17 protein-coding genes, 1 tRNA gene and 1 pseudogene are annotated in these 18,118 nt (G+C 71.8%); 9 read left to right on the top strand and 10 right to left on the bottom strand.

The genetic code is table 11. The features are described from left to right. Positions 1 to 232: pseudogene (locus FV233_RS22765) on the bottom strand (porin family protein); the annotation flags it as partial. Between the two features lie 577 nt (positions 233 to 809). On the opposite strand from FV233_RS22765, the gene FV233_RS22760 reads away from it, so the two are divergent. Continuing rightward, on the top strand, positions 810 to 1,292 hold the full coding sequence (locus FV233_RS22760) for a DUF2721 domain-containing protein (RefSeq protein WP_147856360.1): 483 nt from the start codon (positions 810 to 812) through the stop codon (positions 1,290 to 1,292). Between the two features lie 93 nt (positions 1,293 to 1,385). Beyond that, the gene (locus FV233_RS22755; protein WP_147856359.1) at positions 1,386 to 1,586 is read left to right on the top strand and encodes a hypothetical protein; all 201 of its coding nucleotides are present in this window, start codon (positions 1,386 to 1,388) and stop codon (positions 1,584 to 1,586) included. Between the two features lie 51 nt (positions 1,587 to 1,637). Here the strand turns inward: FV233_RS22755 and FV233_RS22750 are convergent, their stop codons facing one another. The 3 genes from FV233_RS22750 to FV233_RS22740 all read right to left on the bottom strand — a co-directional run bounded on the left by FV233_RS22750 (position 1,638) and on the right by FV233_RS22740 (position 2,576). Further along, positions 1,638 to 1,838, bottom strand: a complete 201-nt coding sequence (locus tag FV233_RS22750; RefSeq protein ID WP_147856358.1) for a hypothetical protein — start codon at positions 1,836 to 1,838, stop codon at positions 1,638 to 1,640. Between the two features lie 101 nt (positions 1,839 to 1,939). After that, positions 1,940 to 2,272, bottom strand: coding sequence for an energy transducer TonB (locus FV233_RS22745; RefSeq protein WP_147898866.1), 333 nt, complete (start codon positions 2,270 to 2,272; stop codon positions 1,940 to 1,942). Between the two features lie 61 nt (positions 2,273 to 2,333). Further along, positions 2,334 to 2,576 (bottom strand): hypothetical protein, encoded by a 243-nt coding sequence (locus tag FV233_RS22740; RefSeq protein ID WP_147856356.1) that lies wholly within the window; start codon positions 2,574 to 2,576, stop codon positions 2,334 to 2,336. A 201-nt stretch (positions 2,577 to 2,777) separates the two neighbouring features. On the opposite strand from FV233_RS22740, the gene FV233_RS22735 reads away from it, so the two are divergent. The 7 genes from FV233_RS22735 to FV233_RS22705 all read left to right on the top strand — a co-directional run bounded on the left by FV233_RS22735 (position 2,778) and on the right by FV233_RS22705 (position 11,823). Continuing rightward, positions 2,778 to 3,611 carry a porin family protein gene (locus FV233_RS22735; RefSeq protein WP_147856355.1) on the top strand — a complete coding sequence of 278 codons (834 nt, stop codon included), beginning with the start codon at positions 2,778 to 2,780 and terminating at the stop codon, positions 3,609 to 3,611. 162 nt (positions 3,612 to 3,773) lie between these two features. After that, positions 3,774 to 4,862, top strand: coding sequence for a catalase family protein (locus FV233_RS22730; protein ID WP_147898865.1), 1,089 nt, complete (start codon positions 3,774 to 3,776; stop codon positions 4,860 to 4,862). Between the two features lie 101 nt (positions 4,863 to 4,963). Beyond that, the gene (locus FV233_RS22725) at positions 4,964 to 5,143 is read left to right on the top strand and encodes a hypothetical protein (RefSeq protein ID WP_147898864.1); all 180 of its coding nucleotides are present in this window, start codon (positions 4,964 to 4,966) and stop codon (positions 5,141 to 5,143) included. Between the two features lie 457 nt (positions 5,144 to 5,600). Next, positions 5,601 to 6,638: a helix-turn-helix domain-containing protein gene (locus tag FV233_RS22720; protein ID WP_147898863.1), complete on the top strand. Its 1,038-nt coding sequence runs from the start codon at positions 5,601 to 5,603 to the stop codon at positions 6,636 to 6,638. A 100-nt stretch (positions 6,639 to 6,738) separates the two neighbouring features. Then, positions 6,739 to 7,098, top strand: coding sequence for a hypothetical protein (locus FV233_RS22715; RefSeq protein ID WP_147898862.1), 360 nt, complete (start codon positions 6,739 to 6,741; stop codon positions 7,096 to 7,098). A gap of 137 nt (positions 7,099 to 7,235) precedes the next feature. Beyond that, positions 7,236 to 8,558: an efflux RND transporter periplasmic adaptor subunit gene (locus tag FV233_RS22710; protein ID WP_147898861.1), complete on the top strand. Its 1,323-nt coding sequence runs from the start codon at positions 7,236 to 7,238 to the stop codon at positions 8,556 to 8,558. A gap of 10 nt (positions 8,559 to 8,568) precedes the next feature. Beyond that, positions 8,569 to 11,823 carry a CusA/CzcA family heavy metal efflux RND transporter gene (locus tag FV233_RS22705; RefSeq protein WP_147898860.1) on the top strand — a complete coding sequence of 1,085 codons (3,255 nt, stop codon included), beginning with the start codon at positions 8,569 to 8,571 and terminating at the stop codon, positions 11,821 to 11,823. Here FV233_RS22705 and FV233_RS22700 read toward each other — a convergent pair. The 6 genes from FV233_RS22700 to FV233_RS22675 all read right to left on the bottom strand — a co-directional run bounded on the left by FV233_RS22700 (position 11,730) and on the right by FV233_RS22675 (position 18,053). Continuing rightward, positions 11,730 to 14,900: a CusA/CzcA family heavy metal efflux RND transporter gene (locus tag FV233_RS22700; protein WP_147898859.1), complete on the bottom strand. Its 3,171-nt coding sequence runs from the start codon at positions 14,898 to 14,900 to the stop codon at positions 11,730 to 11,732. The two genes, FV233_RS22705 and FV233_RS22700, sit on opposite strands and share 94 nt — an antisense overlap. Further along, positions 14,897 to 16,333 carry an efflux RND transporter periplasmic adaptor subunit gene (locus FV233_RS22695; RefSeq protein ID WP_147898858.1) on the bottom strand — a complete coding sequence of 479 codons (1,437 nt, stop codon included), beginning with the start codon at positions 16,331 to 16,333 and terminating at the stop codon, positions 14,897 to 14,899. Before FV233_RS22695 ends, FV233_RS22700 begins: the two co-directional genes overlap by 4 nt. Further along, complete coding sequence (locus FV233_RS22690; protein WP_147898857.1) at positions 16,330 to 16,737, bottom strand: FixH family protein; 408 nt, start codon at positions 16,735 to 16,737, stop codon at positions 16,330 to 16,332. Before FV233_RS22690 ends, FV233_RS22695 begins: the two co-directional genes overlap by 4 nt. Positions 16,738 to 16,814: 77 nt before the next feature. Continuing rightward, a complete protein-coding gene (locus FV233_RS22685) occupies positions 16,815 to 17,267 on the bottom strand; it encodes a hypothetical protein (protein WP_147854830.1) in 453 nt (150 codons plus the stop codon). 92 nt (positions 17,268 to 17,359) lie between these two features. Beyond that, on the bottom strand, positions 17,360 to 17,764 hold the full coding sequence (locus tag FV233_RS22680; protein ID WP_246690065.1) for a DUF393 domain-containing protein: 405 nt from the start codon (positions 17,762 to 17,764) through the stop codon (positions 17,360 to 17,362). A 213-nt stretch (positions 17,765 to 17,977) separates the two neighbouring features. After that, positions 17,978 to 18,053, bottom strand: a tRNA-Ile gene (locus tag FV233_RS22675). Positions 18,054 to 18,118 lie beyond the last annotated feature (65 nt).

The raw sequence follows: 18,118 nt of genomic DNA, 5'->3' as shown, positions 1-18,118 counted from the left end.
GCCCGCTGGTCAGGCCGACACCGCCCGGCACGACGAAGGTAGAGTTGTTGGAGCGGCTGCTGGCGTCGAACGCGTAGCCGGCGTTGATACCGAAGTAGGCGCCGGTCCAGGTGAACACGGGCACCGGGGTGAAGATCGGCGGCGGGGCGGCGCGACGCGGCAGGTCGGCGGCCGAGGCGGCGCCGGTCAGGAGGGCCGTGGCGGCGCTCGCGAGAAGAAGCTTCTTGATCATCGGGTCCTCTGTCTCCCGTTCAGCGGGATGTGTGCCCGGCAACAGAGACGGCAGGTCGGGGAAACGCGATAGTGCAGCGGTGCAACAGCGCTTCCAGGGTCCCGGGCCGGTGGTTGGGTCCGTGCGATTGAGCACATCCCGCGCCCAAGAATGCCCCTTTGAGACCGGAGATTTGTATCTCGACGTTTCCAGCAGCAAAAAACCCCGCCGCACGAGGCAGACGGGGCTCTAGTTTGCTCGAGAACATTCCCAGGACCAACCAGGAAGCTTCGCCCTCACTTAGATCCGAGTGGCCGGCGCCTCGCAAGCCCGTCCGGGACTATTGATGGCTGTTAAGATTAATTAACGACCCCCGCCGCCTGTGTAGGGGCTGTAAACCCTCGTTATATAACCGCCATCCCGCGAACGGTCTCCGTGGCCCGGGCATGCCCCGGCCCCGCGGCGTGATCCGTGGGTTGCGCTCGGACGCCATCCTGTGGTGACGCTCCCGGCATGGTGAACCCGAGATCATCCGCCGCCGCGCGGGGCGGTGCCAGAGACCGGGCGGTCGCGCCGCGTCCGCGAGCCTAGCGCGCCCATGTTCGGCTTCTCCTTGAGCTCCACCGAGCCCGACAGCATCGCCCACATCATCCAGGTCGCCCTGGCGCCGGCCTTCCTCCTGTCGGCCCTCGCGACCCTGCTGAACGTATTCTCCACCCGCCTCGGCCGGATCTCCGACAAGGTCGATGCCCTCTCGGGACAGATCGCCAAGGCGACCGATACGGAGGCCGCGCGCCTGTCCCGCAGGCTGACCTTCCTGCGGCGGCGCTCCTTCGTGCTCGATGTCGCCGTGGTCCTGGCCTCGCTCGGCGCTTGCCTGATCGGGATGGCGGTGCTGACGCTGTTCGTCGGAGCGATGCGCGACGCGGCGACCGCCTCGATCCTGTTCGCCTGCTTCGGCGCGGCGCTGGTCTGCACCGTCGCGGCGATCGGGGCATTCATGACCGAGATCCTGATGGCCGGTCACGGCGTGCGCGATGAAGTCGAGCACCAGCAGGACAAGGTCCCGGCCCAATCGTGACCGGCTCGCCTTTCGCATTGCACGGCAAAGGAACTTCGTCTTAATCTCGACGGCGCCTGATTCTACGCGTCCGCCGCGTCCGAGTGTTCCGCCATGAGCGTCGCTATTCTGGTTGCCCTCATCGCCGGTGCGTTGTGCCTCGGAATGCTGTCGTCCATCCTGCCGTTCGGGCGGCGGGACGAGGACGAGGAGCTGGCCTGCGAGAACGACTATTTCGATCTCGGCGGCCCGATGATCGACCTGGAGCCGCTGATCCCGTTGATCGAGGTGCCCGCCCTCGAGGCGAAGCGGTAAGCCCGGATCCCCGGGTGGGCCGCCGAAAGGCCGGCGGCCCCGAGGGGCGGGTCAGGCGGATTCGCCGTCCGAATCGTCCGCGTCCAGGATGGTCTCCAGGTCTCCCACCAGGGCGTCGAGCTGGTCGGCGGTGGCCTTCAGCTTCAGCTTGGTGCCGTCCTCGGCCTCGACCGCGATCTCGATATGGTCCCCGACCTGGGCGGCAAGGGCCTGCTTGATGGTGTAGGTGGTCACGTCAGCCGTGTCGGCCATGCCTGTCTCCGTGTTTGGCTGCGGGCAACGCGGATCGTCGGGCCTCGGTGCTGCGGCAGAAGCTCGCGTTGATGGCGCCGCACGAAGCCGGGCCGCGATCCCTAGCCGCGGGTTTGGCGACGCGTCGGTACCTTCCCCAAATCCGTCGGGTGAAGATTCGCCGCCGCTGCTTCTGCCGCCCGAGGGGGCGGCAGAAGCAGCGGCGGCCGTGGCCTCTCGACGATCACCGCCTCCAGCCCCACCGGTCGGGCGGGCTTGGTCAGGGCGAGCGGCTTGCCGGCTCTCGACGCCAGGGTGCCGACGGCCCAGAGCGCCAGGCACGACAAGCCGACCAGCACGCCCGCCCATGACGGTTCCGACCGGACCATCAGGGCGGCGGCGCCCGTGAGGGCGGAAGCGGCCGCGAGCAGCCGGGGTGTGGGATCGCCGGACATCACGGCGCCAGCCTCACTGAGGCGGGCTGACGGCCGGTGAAGGGAATCACTCGAATGCGAGTCAATCCGCCAGGCTGGAGGGCGTCTGCCAGGCGGTGCCGGGATGCTCGCGGATGTCGCCGGCCCGGGAGCCGGTATCGGCGTCGCTGGTCCAGTCGCTGGGCTCGGTGAGGCCGGCGATCTCCGCCTCCGGGTAGGCCGCCGCCAGGAACAGGCGTGCCTCGCCCTCGGCCTCCGCCCGCACCGTCACGAGCGGCTTGTCCCCGTCCGCGTCGCGGATCTGGGCGATGAACAGCTTGGTCATGGGGCCTCCGCGTGGGGCGACGCGCCGTCGTTTCCGAGGGCGTCCGGCGCCAACGGGCCGGTGGCAGGATGGTTCAGGTCGGCGGCCCGATGGCGCCAAAATTCCCTTCCGCGGCACCTGTGGCCGTGGCGATACAGCTTGAGTGTGGAAAACCGGGTAATTCCTCAGTGGATAGGAACATTCGCTGGGGAAAGACCAGTTATGAAGACGCTTCTGGCCTCGTTGGCCGCCTTTACTGCCCTGACCGCCGCCGCCTCGGCCGCCGACCTGCCGCGTCGCGCCGCCCCGCCGCCGATCTTCACCCCGGTGCCCGTGTTCACCTGGACCGGCGCCTACTTCGGTATCAACGCCGGCTACGCCTTCGACGCCAGCAGCAACAGCGCTTCCAGCTTCGGCATCCCGGCCGCGTACGCCACCGGCGTCGCCACGGCGAACTTCAGCCAGCGGAACCAGGAAGGCTTCTCCGGCGGTGGCCAGGTCGGCTACAACTACCAGTTCACCCCAGGTTCGGGCGTGGTCATCGGCGTCGAGGCCGACGCCCAGTACCTCGACTTCGGCCGTGGCCGGAACAACGCCTTCGTGACCGGCGGCGCGCTGCGTCCGGGCTTCTACGTGACCGACCCGCGCGGCCTGTCGAGCCTCGACTTCTTCGGCACCGTCCGCGGTCGTCTCGGCTACGCCTTCGACCGGGTCCTGGTGTACGGCACCGGCGGCTTCGCCTACGGCTCGGGCAGCGCCGACCGTTCGTTCGGCGGCTTTGCCGGCAACGACAGCTTCCGCACCGGCTGGACCGTCGGCGGCGGCATGGAATACGCCCTGCCGGTCGACTCGTTCCTGAACTTCTTCCGCTCGTCGGCCGTGACGCTCAAGGTCGAAGGCCTGTACGTCAACCTCGACCGCAACACCCGCAACCAGGGTGCGTTCGTGATCAACGCCGCCAACAACGTCCCGGCCTTCTACAGCGCCATCGGCCGTCGCGACGACGAGTTCGCCGTGGTCCGCGCCGGCCTGAACTACAAGTTCGGCTCGTACTAAGACCAACGCCGCCCGGCCGATCGGGCCGGGCGGCGACTGAGCCTGCAAACGCTCCGGGTGCTTCCGCGCCCGGGGCGTTTGTCGTTGGATATGGCCGGAACGGCGCGGAAACACACCGGTTGAGGCTCCAACGCGCGATACCCGCTCGGAGCAACCCGACCTATGGCCTCGTTCACCCGCTACACCCCCGACCTGGAGACGCCGCAGCCCGACGAGGACGCGATCCACGCCGGCATGATTGCGCAATTCGCCAAGATCCAGGGCACGACGCTGAAGGATTACGGCCACGCGGTGCGCGGCGTGCACGCCAAGGCGCACGGCTTGCTCCTGGGCCGGCTCGACGTGCTGCCCGACCTGCCCGCCCCCCTTGCCCAGGGCGCCTTCGCGACGCCGGGGACCCACGATGTGGTCCTGCGGCTCTCGACCAATCCGGGCGACATCCTCGACGACAGCGTCTCGACCCCGCGGGGCCTCGCCCTCAAGGTCCTGGGCGTGGCCGGCGAGCGCCTGCCCGGATCGGAGGGCACGACGCAGGATTTCGTGATGGCCAACGCTCCGGCCTTCACGGCCAGGGACGGCGCTGCCTTCCTGAAGAGCCTCAAGCTCCTGGCCGCCACCACCGACACCCCGCAGGTGTTCAAGAAGGGGCTCTCGGCCCTGCTGCGCGGCGTCGAGACGGTGCTGGAGGGGCTGGGGACCCAGAGCCCGACGGTGATCGCGCTGGGCGGCCACCCCGAGACCCACATCCTCGGCGAGACCTTCTACAGCCAGGTGCCGCTGCGCTGGGGCGATTACGTCGCCAAAGTCTCGGTGGCGCCCGTCTCCCCGGAGCTGACCGCGCTCACCCATGCGCCGCTCGACGTCAACGGCAAGCCGAACGGCCTGCGCGAGGCGGTGGACGCCTATTTCGCCGCCCATGACGGCGTCTGGGAGGTGCGGGCGCAGCTCATGACCGACCCCGCGACGATGCCGGTGGAGGATGCCTCGGTGCCGTGGCCGGAGGCCGAGAGCCCCTACCGAACCGTGGCGCGGATCACGGTGCCGCGCCAGGCGGCCTGGAGCGAGGCCAAGGTCGCGGCCCTGGACGACGGCCTCGCCTTCAGCCCGTGGCACGGCCTGATGGCGCATCGGCCGCTCGGCTCGATCATGCGGGCGCGGCGGGCAGTCTACCCGGCCTCGTCGGGGTTCCGGGCCGCGCACAACGGCTGCCCGCTCCACGAGCCGGCCAGCGCCGCCGCCCTGCGGGTCTGAGCCCGGGGCCGGAGGCGGGGGCGCCCGGGAACAGCCTCGGCGCCGTCCCCGTTGTCTAGGTCATGCCGGCCCTGGCCGGTCCTTCGGGATGTGAGCGTTTCATGACCAGCCGTACCCTCCAGACCACGCTTCTCGCCCTCGCCATCGTCGCGGGCAGCGCCGGGATGGCGGCCGCCCAGAGCACGCCCAACGGCAACACCTCGACCTCCGGCTCGCCCGCCGGCAGCAACAGCACCGGGAACGGGGCCACGGGCAGCGGTGCGGCGCCCAGCGGAAAGTGACCCGGCCTCGCGCCGCGTGACCGGTCGATCCCGGAGCCCTGCGCTCCGGCGACCCTGCCGCCTTCAACCCCGCAGCCCGACCGGGCCCGCGGGGTTTTTCGTGCGCCGGCCCCGGTGGAGCGGAGCGCGCGTTGCGTGACGCCGCGTAAGACCATCCGCCTGCGGCGGCGGGAAGCCACCCGTCGGCTCCCGACGGAGATCGGTTCAAGTCCTCACGGCAGGGCCGTCGGGCCCGAATTCGGAATCCATGACACGAAGGCTGGCTTCACTTGCGCGATGGACTGACGTTCGATCACGCAGATGCCGGCGCTCTTGAGAATAATATTCTACGTAGTGCTATCAACGCGTTAATCCGGTATTCCAGCTGTGGAACCTTGACCTTTGATCTGCAAACCAGCACCTGACATCAGCACGTGGCCGGCTGCGCACGTGCATGTCGGGATGCACGACTCGGGTGATGCGGTCGAAATCAGTCCTGGAGATGGGCGGGGACGGGCCTGGTCTGCTTCAGGCCGCGGCCTGGCGTGAGGCCGTCGCGCCGTTCTGGGAGTTCGCCATCCGGCCGGAGGATGTCGCCGACTTCCGCGGACAGTCGCAGGTCCGGCACCTGGGCAATGCCATCCTGTGCCGGGCGGGTGCCTCCGGTTTGCGGTTCGAGCGCTCGCGCGCCCTGGTCGCCCGGATGGGCGTCGATCACATCCTGGCGCATGTCCGCGTCTCTGGCCGCTCCCGGATCGAAATCGAGGGCGGCGAGCAGGATTGCGGGCCCGGCGATATCTGCCTGTTCGACCTGTCCCGGCCCCTGGCCGCCAGCTCCACGGATTACCGCGCCCTGACGCTGGTTCTGCCGCGGCCGCTGTTCGGCGCGGGGGCGGTCGATCTCGACGCGCTGCACGGGACGGTCCTGCACGGCACCACGCCGTTCGGCCGGTTGCTCGCGGACCATCTCCGATCGCTCAGCGCCCATGCCGACGGGTTTTCGGAACACGAGTCCCGGGCCGCCGCGGAGGCGACCGCGACGCTGCTCGCCGCCGCCGTCCCGCGCCTGTCCGGGCGCGCGCGGGCCGACCGGGCGCCGGAGCGCGCGCCGCTCTTCCTCGTCATCCGGCGGGTGATCGAGGCCGAGCTGGACAACCCGGGCCTGACCGCCGAGGCGCTCTGCGGGCGGTTCGGCGTCTCACGCAGCGCCCTCTACCGCCTGTTCGCCCCGATGGGCGGCGTGGCCGGCTACATCCGCCAGCGCCGGCTCGACCGAGCCTACCGGGACCTCGCCCGCGCCGGGGACGGCCGCTTCGCGCGGATCTCGGAGGTCGCCTACCGGTGGCATTTCGAGAACCCCGCGCATTTCACGCAGGCCTTCCGGGACGCGTTCGGCTGCGCCCCCCGGGACGTCCGCGCCCAGGCCCGGATCCAGGCCGGCGCACCGCCCGCCCCGCTGCCGGCGCGCCGGGACTGGGCCGACTTCTACGACTGGATCCTGCGGCTGTCGGCGTGAGCCGCCTCGCCCCGCTCCTCCGGGTCGCGGGACGGCCGAACGCAGCTTCGATCGCGCCGGCCCTTGTGCGCCCGGGGCCGGATCGCCCATAACGGCCGCGATGAAGTCTCGGATTCGGCAGGGGCGCTCGGGGCGCGGCTGGTGGGCGATCGCCGCCCGCATGCTCGCGCTCGTCCTGACCCTCTGCCTGGCCGGACCGGGCGTCGGCCTCGCGGCGGATCTGGCGTTCCATGCGGGCGGCCATCACGACCGCATCGACGGACCATCGCTCGCGGAGGCCGGCACCAGCGTCGATCCCGGCGTGACCGAGCACCTCCATTGCGGCTGCCACCAGGTCGCGCCCCTGGAGACCGGAGCCCTGGCGCCGCCGGCGGTTCCCGTCCGGCCGGTCGCGGTCCGGACCTCCGGCGCCCTTTCCTCGATCGTGCCCGACCGCCTGCCCCGGCCCCCCCGCGCCTGAGCCGACGCCGCCGGTCTCGGCGCGCGTCCTGGCCGGCCTGCCCGCGCGGGCGTCCGGTTCGCCCTCACGCGTCATCTGAACGGGATTCCCCGAACGCCGCCGCGCGGCGCGCCGCGGTCCCGGCCGAGCAGGCTCCCATGCGTCTCCTCATTTCCCTTTTCCTTCTGGCCGCCGGCATCGTGGTCGGCGCCGCCGTTCCGGGCGTGTCCGGGTTCGTCCGGGACAGCCTCGCGGCGGTCGGCTTGACCCGGACCGCCGGTCATCCCGGGCCCGAGCCGGTCGGGCACGATCACGATCATGGCCCGACGCAGGCCGCCGTGCCCGAAGGGCGAGGCCACCAGGACGAAGGGCATCCGGACCACGCGCACGCCGAGGCGGGGGTGATCCGGATGCGGCCCGAGCAGGTGGCGGCGCAGGGCATCGCGGTCGCGCCGGTCACCGGCGGGACGCTGGCCCGCCACCTCCTCGTCCCCGGCACCATCACCCCCGACACCGACCGGATCGCCCGGGTCCCCGCCCGGGTGGTCGGGACCGTCGCGGAGATGCGCAAGCGCCTGGGCGACGCCGTCCAGAAGGACGAGGTCGTGGCCGTGCTCGACAGCCGGGAGGTCGCCGACGCCAAGAGCGAGTACCTGACCGCGCTCGTCCAGGTCGAACTCCAGACGATCAACTTCGAGCGTCAGCAGACGCTGCTGGCCTCGCGCTCGGCCTCGGAATCGGCGTTCCAGAGCGCCCGCGCGGCGTTCCTCGAGACCCGGCTGCGGGCCGACCTGGCGCGCCAGAAGCTGTCGGCGCTGGGGCTCGACGCCGCCGCGGTCGCGGCCGCGCAGAAGCGCGACGAGGCGACCCCGACGCTCTCGACCCTGCGCCGCTACGAACTGCGCGCGCCGTTCGCCGGGCGGGTGGTCGAACGGAAGGTCGATGTCGGCTCGGCGGTCGGCAAGGAGGGCGACCCGGCCGAGATCTACCTGGTGGCCGACCTCTCCACCGTCTGGATCGAATTGTCGGTGCCGACCCTCGACCTCGCCCGGGTGCAGGAGGGCGCCCGCGTGACCGTCACCCCGAGCCGGGAGGGCGGCGGCCGCCACCAGGAGGGCCGGGTGATCTTCGTGAGCCCGTTCCTCAACCCGGAGACCCGCTCGGCCCGGGTCGTGGTCGCCCTGCCCAATGCCGACCTGGCCTGGCGCCCCGGCACCTTCGTCACCGCCGAGATCGAGATCGACCGGGATCCCGTGCCGGTCCGGGTGCCCAAGGCGGCGCTCCAGACCGTGGCGGGGGCGCGCGTGGTCTTCGTCCGCACGCCCGAGGGCTTCGCCATGCGCCCGGTCGAACTCGGGCGCTCCGACGACGAATCCTACGCGGTCACGGCGGGGCTCGCAGCCGGCGCCGAGATCGCGGTCGGCAACACCTTCCTGCTGAAGGCCGAGCTCGGCAAGGCCGAAGCCGGCCACGACGATTGAGGCGCCGGACATGCTCAGCCGCATCCTCGACGTCGCGATCCGCCAGCGCTGGCTGGTCCTGCTCCTCGTGCTGCTGGCGGCGGGCTTCGGCGCCACGGCGCTGACCCGGCTGCCGATCGACGCGGTGCCCGACATCACCAACAATCAAGTGCAGATCAACACCCTGGCGCCGTCGCTGTCGCCGGTCGATGTCGAGCGCCAGGTGACCTACCCGGTCGAGACAGCGCTCGCCGGCATCAAGGGGCTCGAATACACCCGCTCGCTCTCGCGCAACGGCTTCTCGCAGGTCACCGCGATCTTCGACGAGCGGCTCGACATCTACTTCGCCCGCCAGCAGGTCGCCGAGCGCCTGTCGCAGGTGAAGGGCGACCTGCCGCCCGGCGCCGAGCCGCATATGGGCCCGATCTCCACGGGGCTGGGCGAGATCACCATGTGGTCGGTCCAGTACGCCAAGCCCGACGCGCGAACGGTCTCGCCCGGGGGGCGGCCGGGCTGGCAGCCGGACGGCAGCTACCTGACGCCGGAGGGCCAGAGTCTCGCCACCGAGCTGGAGCGGAACGCCTACCTGCGCACCGTCCAGGACTGGATCATCCGGCCCCAGATCCGCACCGTGCCGGGGGTGGCCGGGGTCGACGGCATCGGCGGCTACGAGAAGCAGTACCATGTCCAGCCGGACCCCACGAAGCTGACCGCCCTCGACCTGTCCTTCGCGGACGTGGTCCGGGCGCTCGAGGCCAACAACGCCAACCAGGGCGCCCGCTACCTCGAGGATAACGGCGAGGGCACCATCGTGCGCGCCGCCGGCCGCCTGGAGAGCATGGAGGCGATCGCCGACGTGGTGGTGGCCACACGGGGCGGCGTGCCGGTGCGGGTCCGGGACGTGGCAGCCCTGCGGTTCGGGCGCGAATTGCGCACCGGCTCGGGCAGCGTGGACGGCCGGGAGGCCGTGATCGGCACCGCCCTGATGCGGATCGGCGAGAACAGCCGCACGGTCGCGGCCGCGGTCGAGGCCCGCATGGCCCAGCTCCGGCGGACGCTGCCGCCCGGGATCGTGGTGCGGACGGTGCTCGACCGGACGGTCCTGGTCGAGGCCACGATCCGCACGGTGGCCCGGAACCTCGCCGAGGGCGCGGCCCTGGTGATCGCGATCCTGTTCCTGCTGCTGGGCAACATCCGGGCCGCCCTGGTCACCGCCCTGGTGATCCCGGTCGCCATGCTGATGACGGTGACCGGCATGGTCGAGGCAAAAATCTCGGCCAACCTGATGAGCCTCGGCGCCCTCGATTTCGGCCTGATCGTCGACGGCGCGGTGATCATCACCGAGAACGCGCTGCGCCACCTCGCCGAGCGCCAGCAGGGGCTCGGCCGCGGGCTCACCCTGGAGGAGCGCTTGGAGACGGTCCGGGCCTCGGCCGAGGAGATGATCCGGCCGTCGCTGTACGGGCAGGCGATCATCATCCTGGTCTACGGGCCGCTCCTGACCTTCACGGGGGTCGAGGGCAAGATGTTCGAGCCGATGGCTCTGACCGTGATCCTGGCGCTGGCCTGCGCGTTCGTCCTGTCGCTGACCTTCGTGCCGGCCATGATCGCCATCGTGATCACCGGCCGGGTCACCGAGGTCGACAATCCGCTGATCCGGGGCCTGAAGGCGGCTTACCGGCCGCTGCTCGCCGCAGCGATCCGGGCGCCGGCGCCGTTCCTGGCGGCGGCCCTGCTGCTGCTCGTGGGCGCCGGCCTGCTGGCGGCCCGGCTCGGCACCGAGTTCATCCCGCTGCTGGACGAGAAGAGCATCGCACTCAACGCCAGCCGGATCCCCTCGACCTCCCTGACCCAATCGCAGGCGATGCAGCTCAAGGTCGAGGAGGTCGTGGCGGGCTTCCCGCAGGTGGCCACCGTGTTCTCGAAGACCGGCACCGCCGAGATCGCCTCCGACCCGATGCCGCCGAGCGCCTCGGACACCTTCGTGATCCTGAAGCCGCAGGCGGAGTGGCCCGATCCCACGCTCACCAAGGCGGCCCTGCAGGCGCAGATCGAGGCGGCTTTGGGCGACCTCGCCGGCAACGTCTACGAGTTCTCCCAGCCGATCCAGCTGCGCTTCAACGAGCTGCTCGCCGGGACCCGGGGCGACCTCGCCGTCAAGGTGTTCGGCGACGCGTTCGAGCCGATGCTCAAGACCGCCAACCAGATCGCCGCGATCCTGCGCGGCATCGACGGGGCCGACGACGTGAAGGTCGAGCAGATCGCCGGGCTGCCGGTCTTCGAGATCGGGATCGACCGGACCGAGGCGGCGCGGCTGGGCCTCAGCACCGGAGCGATCCAGGAGGTGATCGGCGCCGCGATCGGCGGCCGGGAGGCCGGTTCCGTGTTCGAGGGCGACCGGCGCGTCCCGATCGTGGTGCGCCTGACCGACGCCGTCCGGGAGGACCGCGAGGCCCTGGAGAACCTGCCCGTCCCCCTCCCCCCGGGGCCGAACGGCAAGGTCGCCTCCGTCCTGCTGCGGCAGGTCGCCAGCTTCTCGGTGACCGAGGGGCCGAACCAGATCTCGCGGGAGAACGGCCAGCGGCGCGTCGTCGTCACCGCCAACGTGCGCGGCCGGGACATCGGCTCGCTGGTGGCCGAAGCGCAGGCGAAGGTCGCCGAGCAGATCGCGCTGCCGGCCGGCTCCTACGTGACCTGGGGCGGCCAGTTCGAGAACCTCGCCTCGGCCCGGCGGCGCCTGACCCTGGTGGTGCCGGTCTGCTTCGGCCTGATCTTCCTGCTGCTGACCTCGGCGCTCGGCAGCGCGCGCGACGCGCTCCTGGTGTTCTCCGCGGTGCCGCTGGCGCTCACCGGCGGGATCGCGGCCCTGTGGCTGCGGGGCATGCCGCTGTCGGTGCCGGCCGCGGTCGGGTTCATCGCGCTCTCGGGCGTCGCGGTGCTGAACGGCCTGGTGATGCTGAGCTTCATCAAGCAGCTCGTCGCCGAGGGCCGGCCCCTGCGGGCGGCGATCCTGGAGGGGGCCGTGACCCGCCTGCGGCCAGTGGCCATGACGGCGCTGGTCGCGTCGCTCGGCTTCGTCCCGATGGCGCTCGCCACCGGAACGGGCGCCGAGGTGCAGAGGCCGCTCGCCACCGTGGTGATCGGCGGCCTGATCAGCGCGACCCTGCTGACCCTGGTGGTCCTGCCGGCCCTCTACGCGCGCTTCGGAAGGGCCGCGGCCCCGTCCGGGGCCGAGCCTGGCAGGTCAGCCGCCGCCGGAAGGCCCCTGCCCTTGACCAGGCCGTAGACCGCCGGGATCACGATCAGGGTCAGGAGCGTCGATGAGGCCATGCCGCCGATCATCGGCACGGCGATCCGCTGCATCACCTCGGAGCCCGCCCCGGTGCTCCACAGGATCGGCAGGAGGCCGGCCATGATCGCCACGACGGTCATCATCTTGGGGCGGACCCGCTCCACCGCCCCGACCATGATGGCGGCGCGCAGGTCCGCGCGGGTGAGGGGCCGCCCGGCCCGGGCCGCCTCCCCGCGCCGCTCGGCGAGCGCCTGGTCGAGATAGACCAGCATCAGGATCCCGGTCTCGGCGGCGACGCCGGCCAGCGCGATGAAACCCACCGCCACGGCGACCGACAGGTGGAACCCCATGGCCCACATCAGCCAGACGCCGCCGACCAGCGCGAAGGGCAGCGACAGCAGCACGATCAGCGTCTCGGTCACCCGTCGGAACACGAGGTAGAGCAGCAGGACGATCACCAGCAGGGTCGCCGGGACGACGATCCGCAGCCTTGCCTCGGCCCGCTCCAGGGCCTCGAACTGGCCGCTCCACTGGAGCGTCACGCCCTCGGGCAGCGTCACCGCGCGGGCCACCACGTCCCGCGCCTCTTCGACGTAGCCGCCGAGGTCACGCCCGGCGATGTCGACGTACAGGTAGAGCGCGGGGCGCCCGTTCTCGCTCCGGATCGACGTCGGCCCGCGTACGAGCTGGATCGTCGCGACCGCCCCGAGCGGCACGGTCCCCCCGCCCGGGAGCGCCACCTGGACGTCATCGGCGATCGCCTGCGGGTCGGACCGGAGGGCACGCGGGTAGCGCACGCTGACGCCGTAGCGCTCGCGCCCCTCCACGGTGGTGGTGACGGTGGCGGCGCCGAGCGCGGTGGCCACCACGTCCTGGACGTCGCCGACGGTGAGCCCGTAGCGGCCGAGCGCCTCCCGGTCCGGGGTGATGTCGAGGAAGGTGCCGCCCACGACCCGCTCGGCATAGGCGCTCGTCGTGCCCGGGACCGTGCGGAGCACCGCCTCGACCGCCCGGGCGACCGGTTCCAGGGCGGCGAGATCGGGGCCGAACAGCTTGACGCCGACGGGGGTGCGGATGCCGGTGGCCAGCATGTCGATCCGGGCGCGGATCGGCTGGGTCCAGGCGTTGGACACGCCGGGAAACTGCAGCGCCTTGTCCATCTCGGCCCGCAGGCTCGCCAGCGTCACGCCGGGCCGCCACGCCTCCGGGGCCTTGAGCCGGATGATCGTCTCGAACATCTCGAGCGGCGCCGGATCGGTCGCGGTGCCGGCCCGGCCCGCCTTGCCGTAGACCGAGGCGACCTCCGGGAACGTCTTGATGATCCGGTCCTGGGTCGCCAGCAGCTCGGCCGCCTTGGTGACGGAGAGGCCCGGCAGGGTCGTGGGCATGTAGAGCAGCGTGCCCTCGTTGAGCTCGGGCATGAATTCCGAGCCGAGCTGGCGCGCCGGCCAGATCGTGGCGGCCAGCATCCCGAGCGCCAGGACGAGCGTCAGGATCCGGGCCCGCAGCACCGCGGCGATCAGCGGCCGGTAGATCCCGATCAGCAGCCGGTTCACCGGGTTGCGGTGCTCCGGGACGATCCGGCCGCGCACGAACAGGATCATCAGCGCCGGCACCAGGGTCACCGACAGCAGCGCGGCCGCCGCCATCGCGAAGGTCTTGGTGAAGGCGAGCGGCCCGAACAGCCGGCCTTCCTGGCTCTCCAGGCTGAAGATCGGCAGGAACGAGACCGTGATCACCAGGAGCGACAGGAACAGCGACGGCCCGACCTCGGCGGCGGCCCCGACCAGGATCTCGGCCCGGGGCCGGCCCGGCGGCGCGCGCTCCAGGTGCTTGTGGGCGTTCTCGATCATCACGATGGCGGCGTCGATCATCGCGCCGACCGCGATGGCGATGCCGCCCAGACTCATGATGTCGGCGCCGAGTCCGAGCGCCCGCATGGCGGAAAACGCCATCAGGATCCCCACCGGCAGCATCAGGATCGCCACCAGCGCGCTGCGCAGGTGCAGCAGGAACACGACGCAGACCAGAGCGACGATCGCGCATTCCTCGACCAGGGTGTGGGTCAGCGTCGCGATCGCCGCGTCGATGAGCTGCGACCGATCGTAGACCGGCACGATCTCGGCGCCCGACGGCAGGCTCTTGCCGATCTCGGCCAGGCGATCCTTGACGCTCGCGATGACGGCGCGGGCGTTGGCGCCGAATCGCTGCACCACGATGGCGCCCGCGACCTCGCCCTCCCCGTCGAGCTCGGCGATCCCGCGCCGCTCGTCGGGCCCGATCTCGACCCGGGCGACGTCGCGCACCCGCACCGGCGTGCCGGCGTCGGTCTTGAGCACGACGGCTCCGATGTCGGCGGTGCCCTTGAGGTAGCCCCGGCCGCGCACCACCACCTCGAACTCGGACAGCTCGACCGTTCGGCCGCCGACATCGGCGTTGCTCGCCCGGATCGCGTCCCGCAGGCGGTTCAGGCTGATGCCCTGCGCCCGCAGGCGGTTCGGGTCGACCACCACGCTGTACTGCTTGACGAAGCCGCCCACCGGGGCGACCTCCGCCACCCCCTCCCCGCGCGAGGCCGCGAACCGGACCACCCAATCCTGCAGGGAGCGCAGTTCGGCCAGCGTCCGCTGCCGGGCCAGGATCACGTACTGGTAGACCCAGCCGATCCCGGTGGCGTCGGGCCCGAGCGTCGGGATCACCCCGGCGGGCAGGCGGCCGCCGGCGCCGTTGAGGACTTCGAGCACCCGCGAGCGTGCCCAGTACGGGTCGGTGCCGTCCGCGGAGATGACGGTGACGAACGAGACCCCGAACATCGAGACCCCGCGTACGACCTTGGCCCGCGGCACGGTCAGCATCGCGGTGGTCAGCGGGTAGGTGACCTGGTCCTCAACCACCTGCGGCGCCTGGCCGGGATACTCGGTGTAGACGATGGTCTGCACGTCCGAGAGGTCCGGGATGGCGTCGAGCGGTAGGGTGCGCAGGGCCTGGACGCCCGCCGCCACCGCGAAGGCGGTGCCGATCAGCACGAGCACGCGGTTGCGCGCCGACCAGGCGATCAGCCGGGCGATCATCGGCCGCCCTCCCCGTCGGCCGGCGGGGCGGCGAGGCTTGCCAGCGCCGCCTTCAGGTTGCTCTCGGCGTCGATCAGGAAATTGGCCGCGGTGACGACCCGCTCGCCGGCCCGGAGGCCCGCGCGGATCTCGACGAAGCCGTCGCCGCGCCGCCCGATCTCGACCGCCCGGGGCGCGAACCTGCCCTCCCCGGCCTCGATCAGCACCGCCTGGCGCGATCCGGTCTCGATCACGGCTTCTTCCGGCACCGCCACCACCGGCTCGGTGGCGCCCGTGGCGATCTCGACGTCCGCATACATGTCGGGCAGGAGCAGCCCGTCCGGGTTCGGCAATTCGATCCGGATGCGGGTCGCGCGGGTCTCCCGGTTCACCTGCGGGTAGATCACCTCCACCCGACCGGTGAGGCTGCGGCCGGGTACCCGCGCGGTGGCGGCCTGGCCGACGCGGATGCCGGCGAGGTCGTGCTCCGGCACGTCGGCCAGCACCCAGATCCGCGACAGGTCGGCGATCCGGAACAGGGTGTCGCCGGCCGCGGCCTTCATGCCTTCGATGGCCCGCCGTTCGAGCACCAGCCCGTCGCGCGGCGAGGCCCAGGTGATGGCGCGGGGCACCGTCCGGGTCCGCTCCATCTCGGCGATCACCGCCTCGGAGACGTTCAGGTTGCGGATGCGGCGCCGGGCGCCGTCGAAGCCCGGATTGGCGATGAGCTGCGCGGCGGCGGCGTTGATCTCCGGCGCGTAGACCGAGACCAGATTCTGGCCCTTCCGGACACGGTCGCCGGTGGTGACATCCTCGACATGGTCGACATAGGCGTCGGCCCGGGTCGCCACCACGGTGACCCGGCGCTCGTCCAGCGCCACGGTGCCGGGCACCCGCACCGGTCGGGACACGACCCGGCGCTCGACCACGGCGCTGCGCACGCCGGTGCGCTGGATCCGGCCCGGCGAGACCGTGACGGTGCTCGGGTCCGGGTCGTCGCCAGCGTAGACCGGGATGTAGTCCATCCCCATCGAGTCCTTCTTCGGCACCGGCGAGGTGTCGGGCAGGCCCATCGGGTTGCGGTAGTAGCGCACCGTCCGGCCGGGTTTTTTTGGGGGGGCGTCGCCCTCCCCCGGCCCGGCCCGACCCGAAACGTCCTCGGCGGCGGGCCGGTCGAATCGTAGATCCTCGCTGGCCTGGACGGCCCGGAACAGGCGCCCGTCCTCGGTCATCATCGGCGACAGGGAGTAGACCGGCTTGCCGTCCGGATCCTGGTAATACACCACCGGCCCCGTAGGCTTCGGCGCAGCAGCCGGACTCCCGCCGGCGAAACCCGCCCAGGCGCGGGCGATGGACAGGGGTGCTGCGCTGTCGCTCACGCGCCCTGCCCCATAGCCGAGGCCCCCCGCCGCCACGGCGACGAGGGTCCCGGCCAACCAGGCCGCGCGGCTCACGGCACGGCCCGGAAGACGAGCTTGTCGCTCACGGTGCCGGTCTCGCCCTGGACCTTGGCGCCCAGCGACAGCCGCCAGCCGCCCGCCATGGTGAGCTTGGTCCTGAACCGGTAGAGGCCCGGCTCCGTGGACGGGAGCTGCGCGAGGGTCGAGGTCATCTCGTCCATGCTGTCGGGGGCCATGTCGATGCGCTTGGCGAAGATCACCGCGTCGGTGACCGGCTGGCCGCTGCGCGTGTCGACCAAGCGGACCGTCAGGACGGCGTCGCCGACCTTGGCCTCCTGCGTGACGAGTTCGAACCGGTAATCCGCCGGTGCGGCCCGGGCCGGGGCACACAGAGCGGTGCCGACGAGCGCGGCCGTGCAGGCGCGCGCCGGGGATTGGGCAAGGAATTGAAAGGTCACACAGAATCTCCTGAACACGATGTCCGGCCGCACGGGCGTGCAGCCTCACGCGGGCGTCATGGCCCGCGGCATCGGGGTCAGGCTCGGGGCGGCTCGGGCGGCGGTGTCCCGGTCACGCTGGCGAACCGCGCCGCCTTCCGGGCAAACAGAGGCGCCCCGGTGGCGAAGGGCACCGGCAGGCCGATCCCGGACGGCGGCAAGGAGGCGAGGCCGGCAAGGCACAGGGCCATCAGCGGACAGCCCTTGAGGCAGCCCTCGGACCCGTCCCCGGGCTGCTGGTCCGACGGGGCCGCGGCCTCGGGCGGGCAGCAGGGCATGGCGTCCATGGCGGCTCCCGCCATGTCGTCCATCGGCGCCATGTCCATCGGCGCCATCGCGTGGCCGTGCTCATGCGGCGCGGACCGCTCCGCTTGGGCCGTCGTCGGCGCATGCATGCCGGCGACCGCCGCGGGGGCGGCGACCGGAAGCAGGGCGAGGCTGAGAACCGCCAGGAGCGGGAGCAGCCGCCGAAGGGCCAGCCAGAGGATCACGGTGTCAGGATGCCAGCTTTCGGGTCAGGGCGGAAGCGCCTCATCGTTCGCCGGCGATCCGCTGCGGGTCCGCGCGGGTCGAGCGCGCGGTCTCAGCGGTGCCGGCGGGTGATCAGCCGCGCCAGCCGCGGCCGCAGGGGCAGGAACAGCCGGTAGGCCGCCTCCGCCACGGGCAGGATGGGACGCAGCCCGAAGACGCGCAGCTCGACGAGGCGGCCGAGCCAGCGCCAGTTCGGCAGGACGCGCCACAGCCGCGCGAACGCCGCCGCCCCCGACACGAGCCGGCCGTCCGCTCCGCGCACGTGGAAGCGCCGCAGGGCGTCGCCCCGGTCGAGATCCGGCCCGAGGCCGTCCGCCGGCGCGTCGCGCCCGACATCGACGAAGGCGATCCGCTCGGCCCCGCGGCAGTCGCGGTAATGGCCGATCTCGGCCCGGCAGAGCGGGCAGCCGCCATCGTAGTAGACGGTCAGGTCGGAGCTCATCGGATCAGCGCTCATGGTTTTCCGGGCGACACGCGCCCCGTGCCCGCCTTACGAAAGCTGCGGCCGGGTTTCGGTGCAAGCCGTCAGCCAACGCGGGAGCCGCGCAATCGCCCCGCAGGCGGAGGCCGTCTCAGGGTCGCAGATCATTCGGCTCTGGCCCTGGACGACCGGGCGGATGCCGAGAGCGGGCCGAAAATCTTGTCGGGACGCAAGGTCCTGCGCGACAGGTGGTGGGCCCGGCAGGACTCGAACCTGCAACCAGACCGTTATGAGCGGTCGGCTCTAACCATTGAGCTACAGGCCCTGCGCCAGGCCAAACGGATAGCCGATCGGGGCGCGCCCGTCACCCGGATTTCGTCGGGGCGCGGG

The sequence above is a fragment of the Methylobacterium sp. WL7 genome, from assembly GCF_008040085.1.
GTDB lineage: Bacteria > Pseudomonadota > Alphaproteobacteria > Rhizobiales > Beijerinckiaceae > Methylobacterium > Methylobacterium mesophilicum.
The sequence above is the reverse complement of the archived record's forward strand: the minus strand, read 5'-3'. Positions and strand labels throughout refer to the sequence as shown.

Bases quoted from the DNA above. Each gene is read 5' to 3' on its own strand.
- FV233_RS22760 (WP_147856360.1), top strand. From the start codon at position 810: ATGTTCGGCTTCTCCTTGAGCTCCACCGAGCCCGACAGCATCGCCCAC.
- FV233_RS22755 (WP_147856359.1), top strand. From the start codon at position 1,386: ATGAGCGTCGCTATTCTGGTTGCCCTCATCGCCGGTGCGTTGTGCCTC.
- FV233_RS22750 (WP_147856358.1), bottom strand. From the start codon at position 1,838: ATGGCCGACACGGCTGACGTGACCACCTACACCATCAAGCAGGCCCTT.
- FV233_RS22745 (WP_147898866.1), bottom strand. From the start codon at position 2,272: ATGTCCGGCGATCCCACACCCCGGCTGCTCGCGGCCGCTTCCGCCCTC.
- FV233_RS22740 (WP_147856356.1), bottom strand. From the start codon at position 2,576: ATGACCAAGCTGTTCATCGCCCAGATCCGCGACGCGGACGGGGACAAG.
- FV233_RS22735 (WP_147856355.1), top strand. From the start codon at position 2,778: ATGAAGACGCTTCTGGCCTCGTTGGCCGCCTTTACTGCCCTGACCGCC.
- FV233_RS22730 (WP_147898865.1), top strand. From the start codon at position 3,774: ATGGCCTCGTTCACCCGCTACACCCCCGACCTGGAGACGCCGCAGCCC.
- FV233_RS22725 (WP_147898864.1), top strand. From the start codon at position 4,964: ATGACCAGCCGTACCCTCCAGACCACGCTTCTCGCCCTCGCCATCGTC.
- FV233_RS22720 (WP_147898863.1), top strand. From the start codon at position 5,601: ATGCGGTCGAAATCAGTCCTGGAGATGGGCGGGGACGGGCCTGGTCTG.
- FV233_RS22715 (WP_147898862.1), top strand. From the start codon at position 6,739: ATGAAGTCTCGGATTCGGCAGGGGCGCTCGGGGCGCGGCTGGTGGGCG.
- FV233_RS22710 (WP_147898861.1), top strand. From the start codon at position 7,236: ATGCGTCTCCTCATTTCCCTTTTCCTTCTGGCCGCCGGCATCGTGGTC.
- FV233_RS22705 (WP_147898860.1), top strand. From the start codon at position 8,569: ATGCTCAGCCGCATCCTCGACGTCGCGATCCGCCAGCGCTGGCTGGTC.
- FV233_RS22700 (WP_147898859.1), bottom strand. From the start codon at position 14,900: ATGATCGCCCGGCTGATCGCCTGGTCGGCGCGCAACCGCGTGCTCGTG.
- FV233_RS22680 (WP_246690065.1), bottom strand. From the start codon at position 17,764: ATGAGCGCTGATCCGATGAGCTCCGACCTGACCGTCTACTACGATGGC.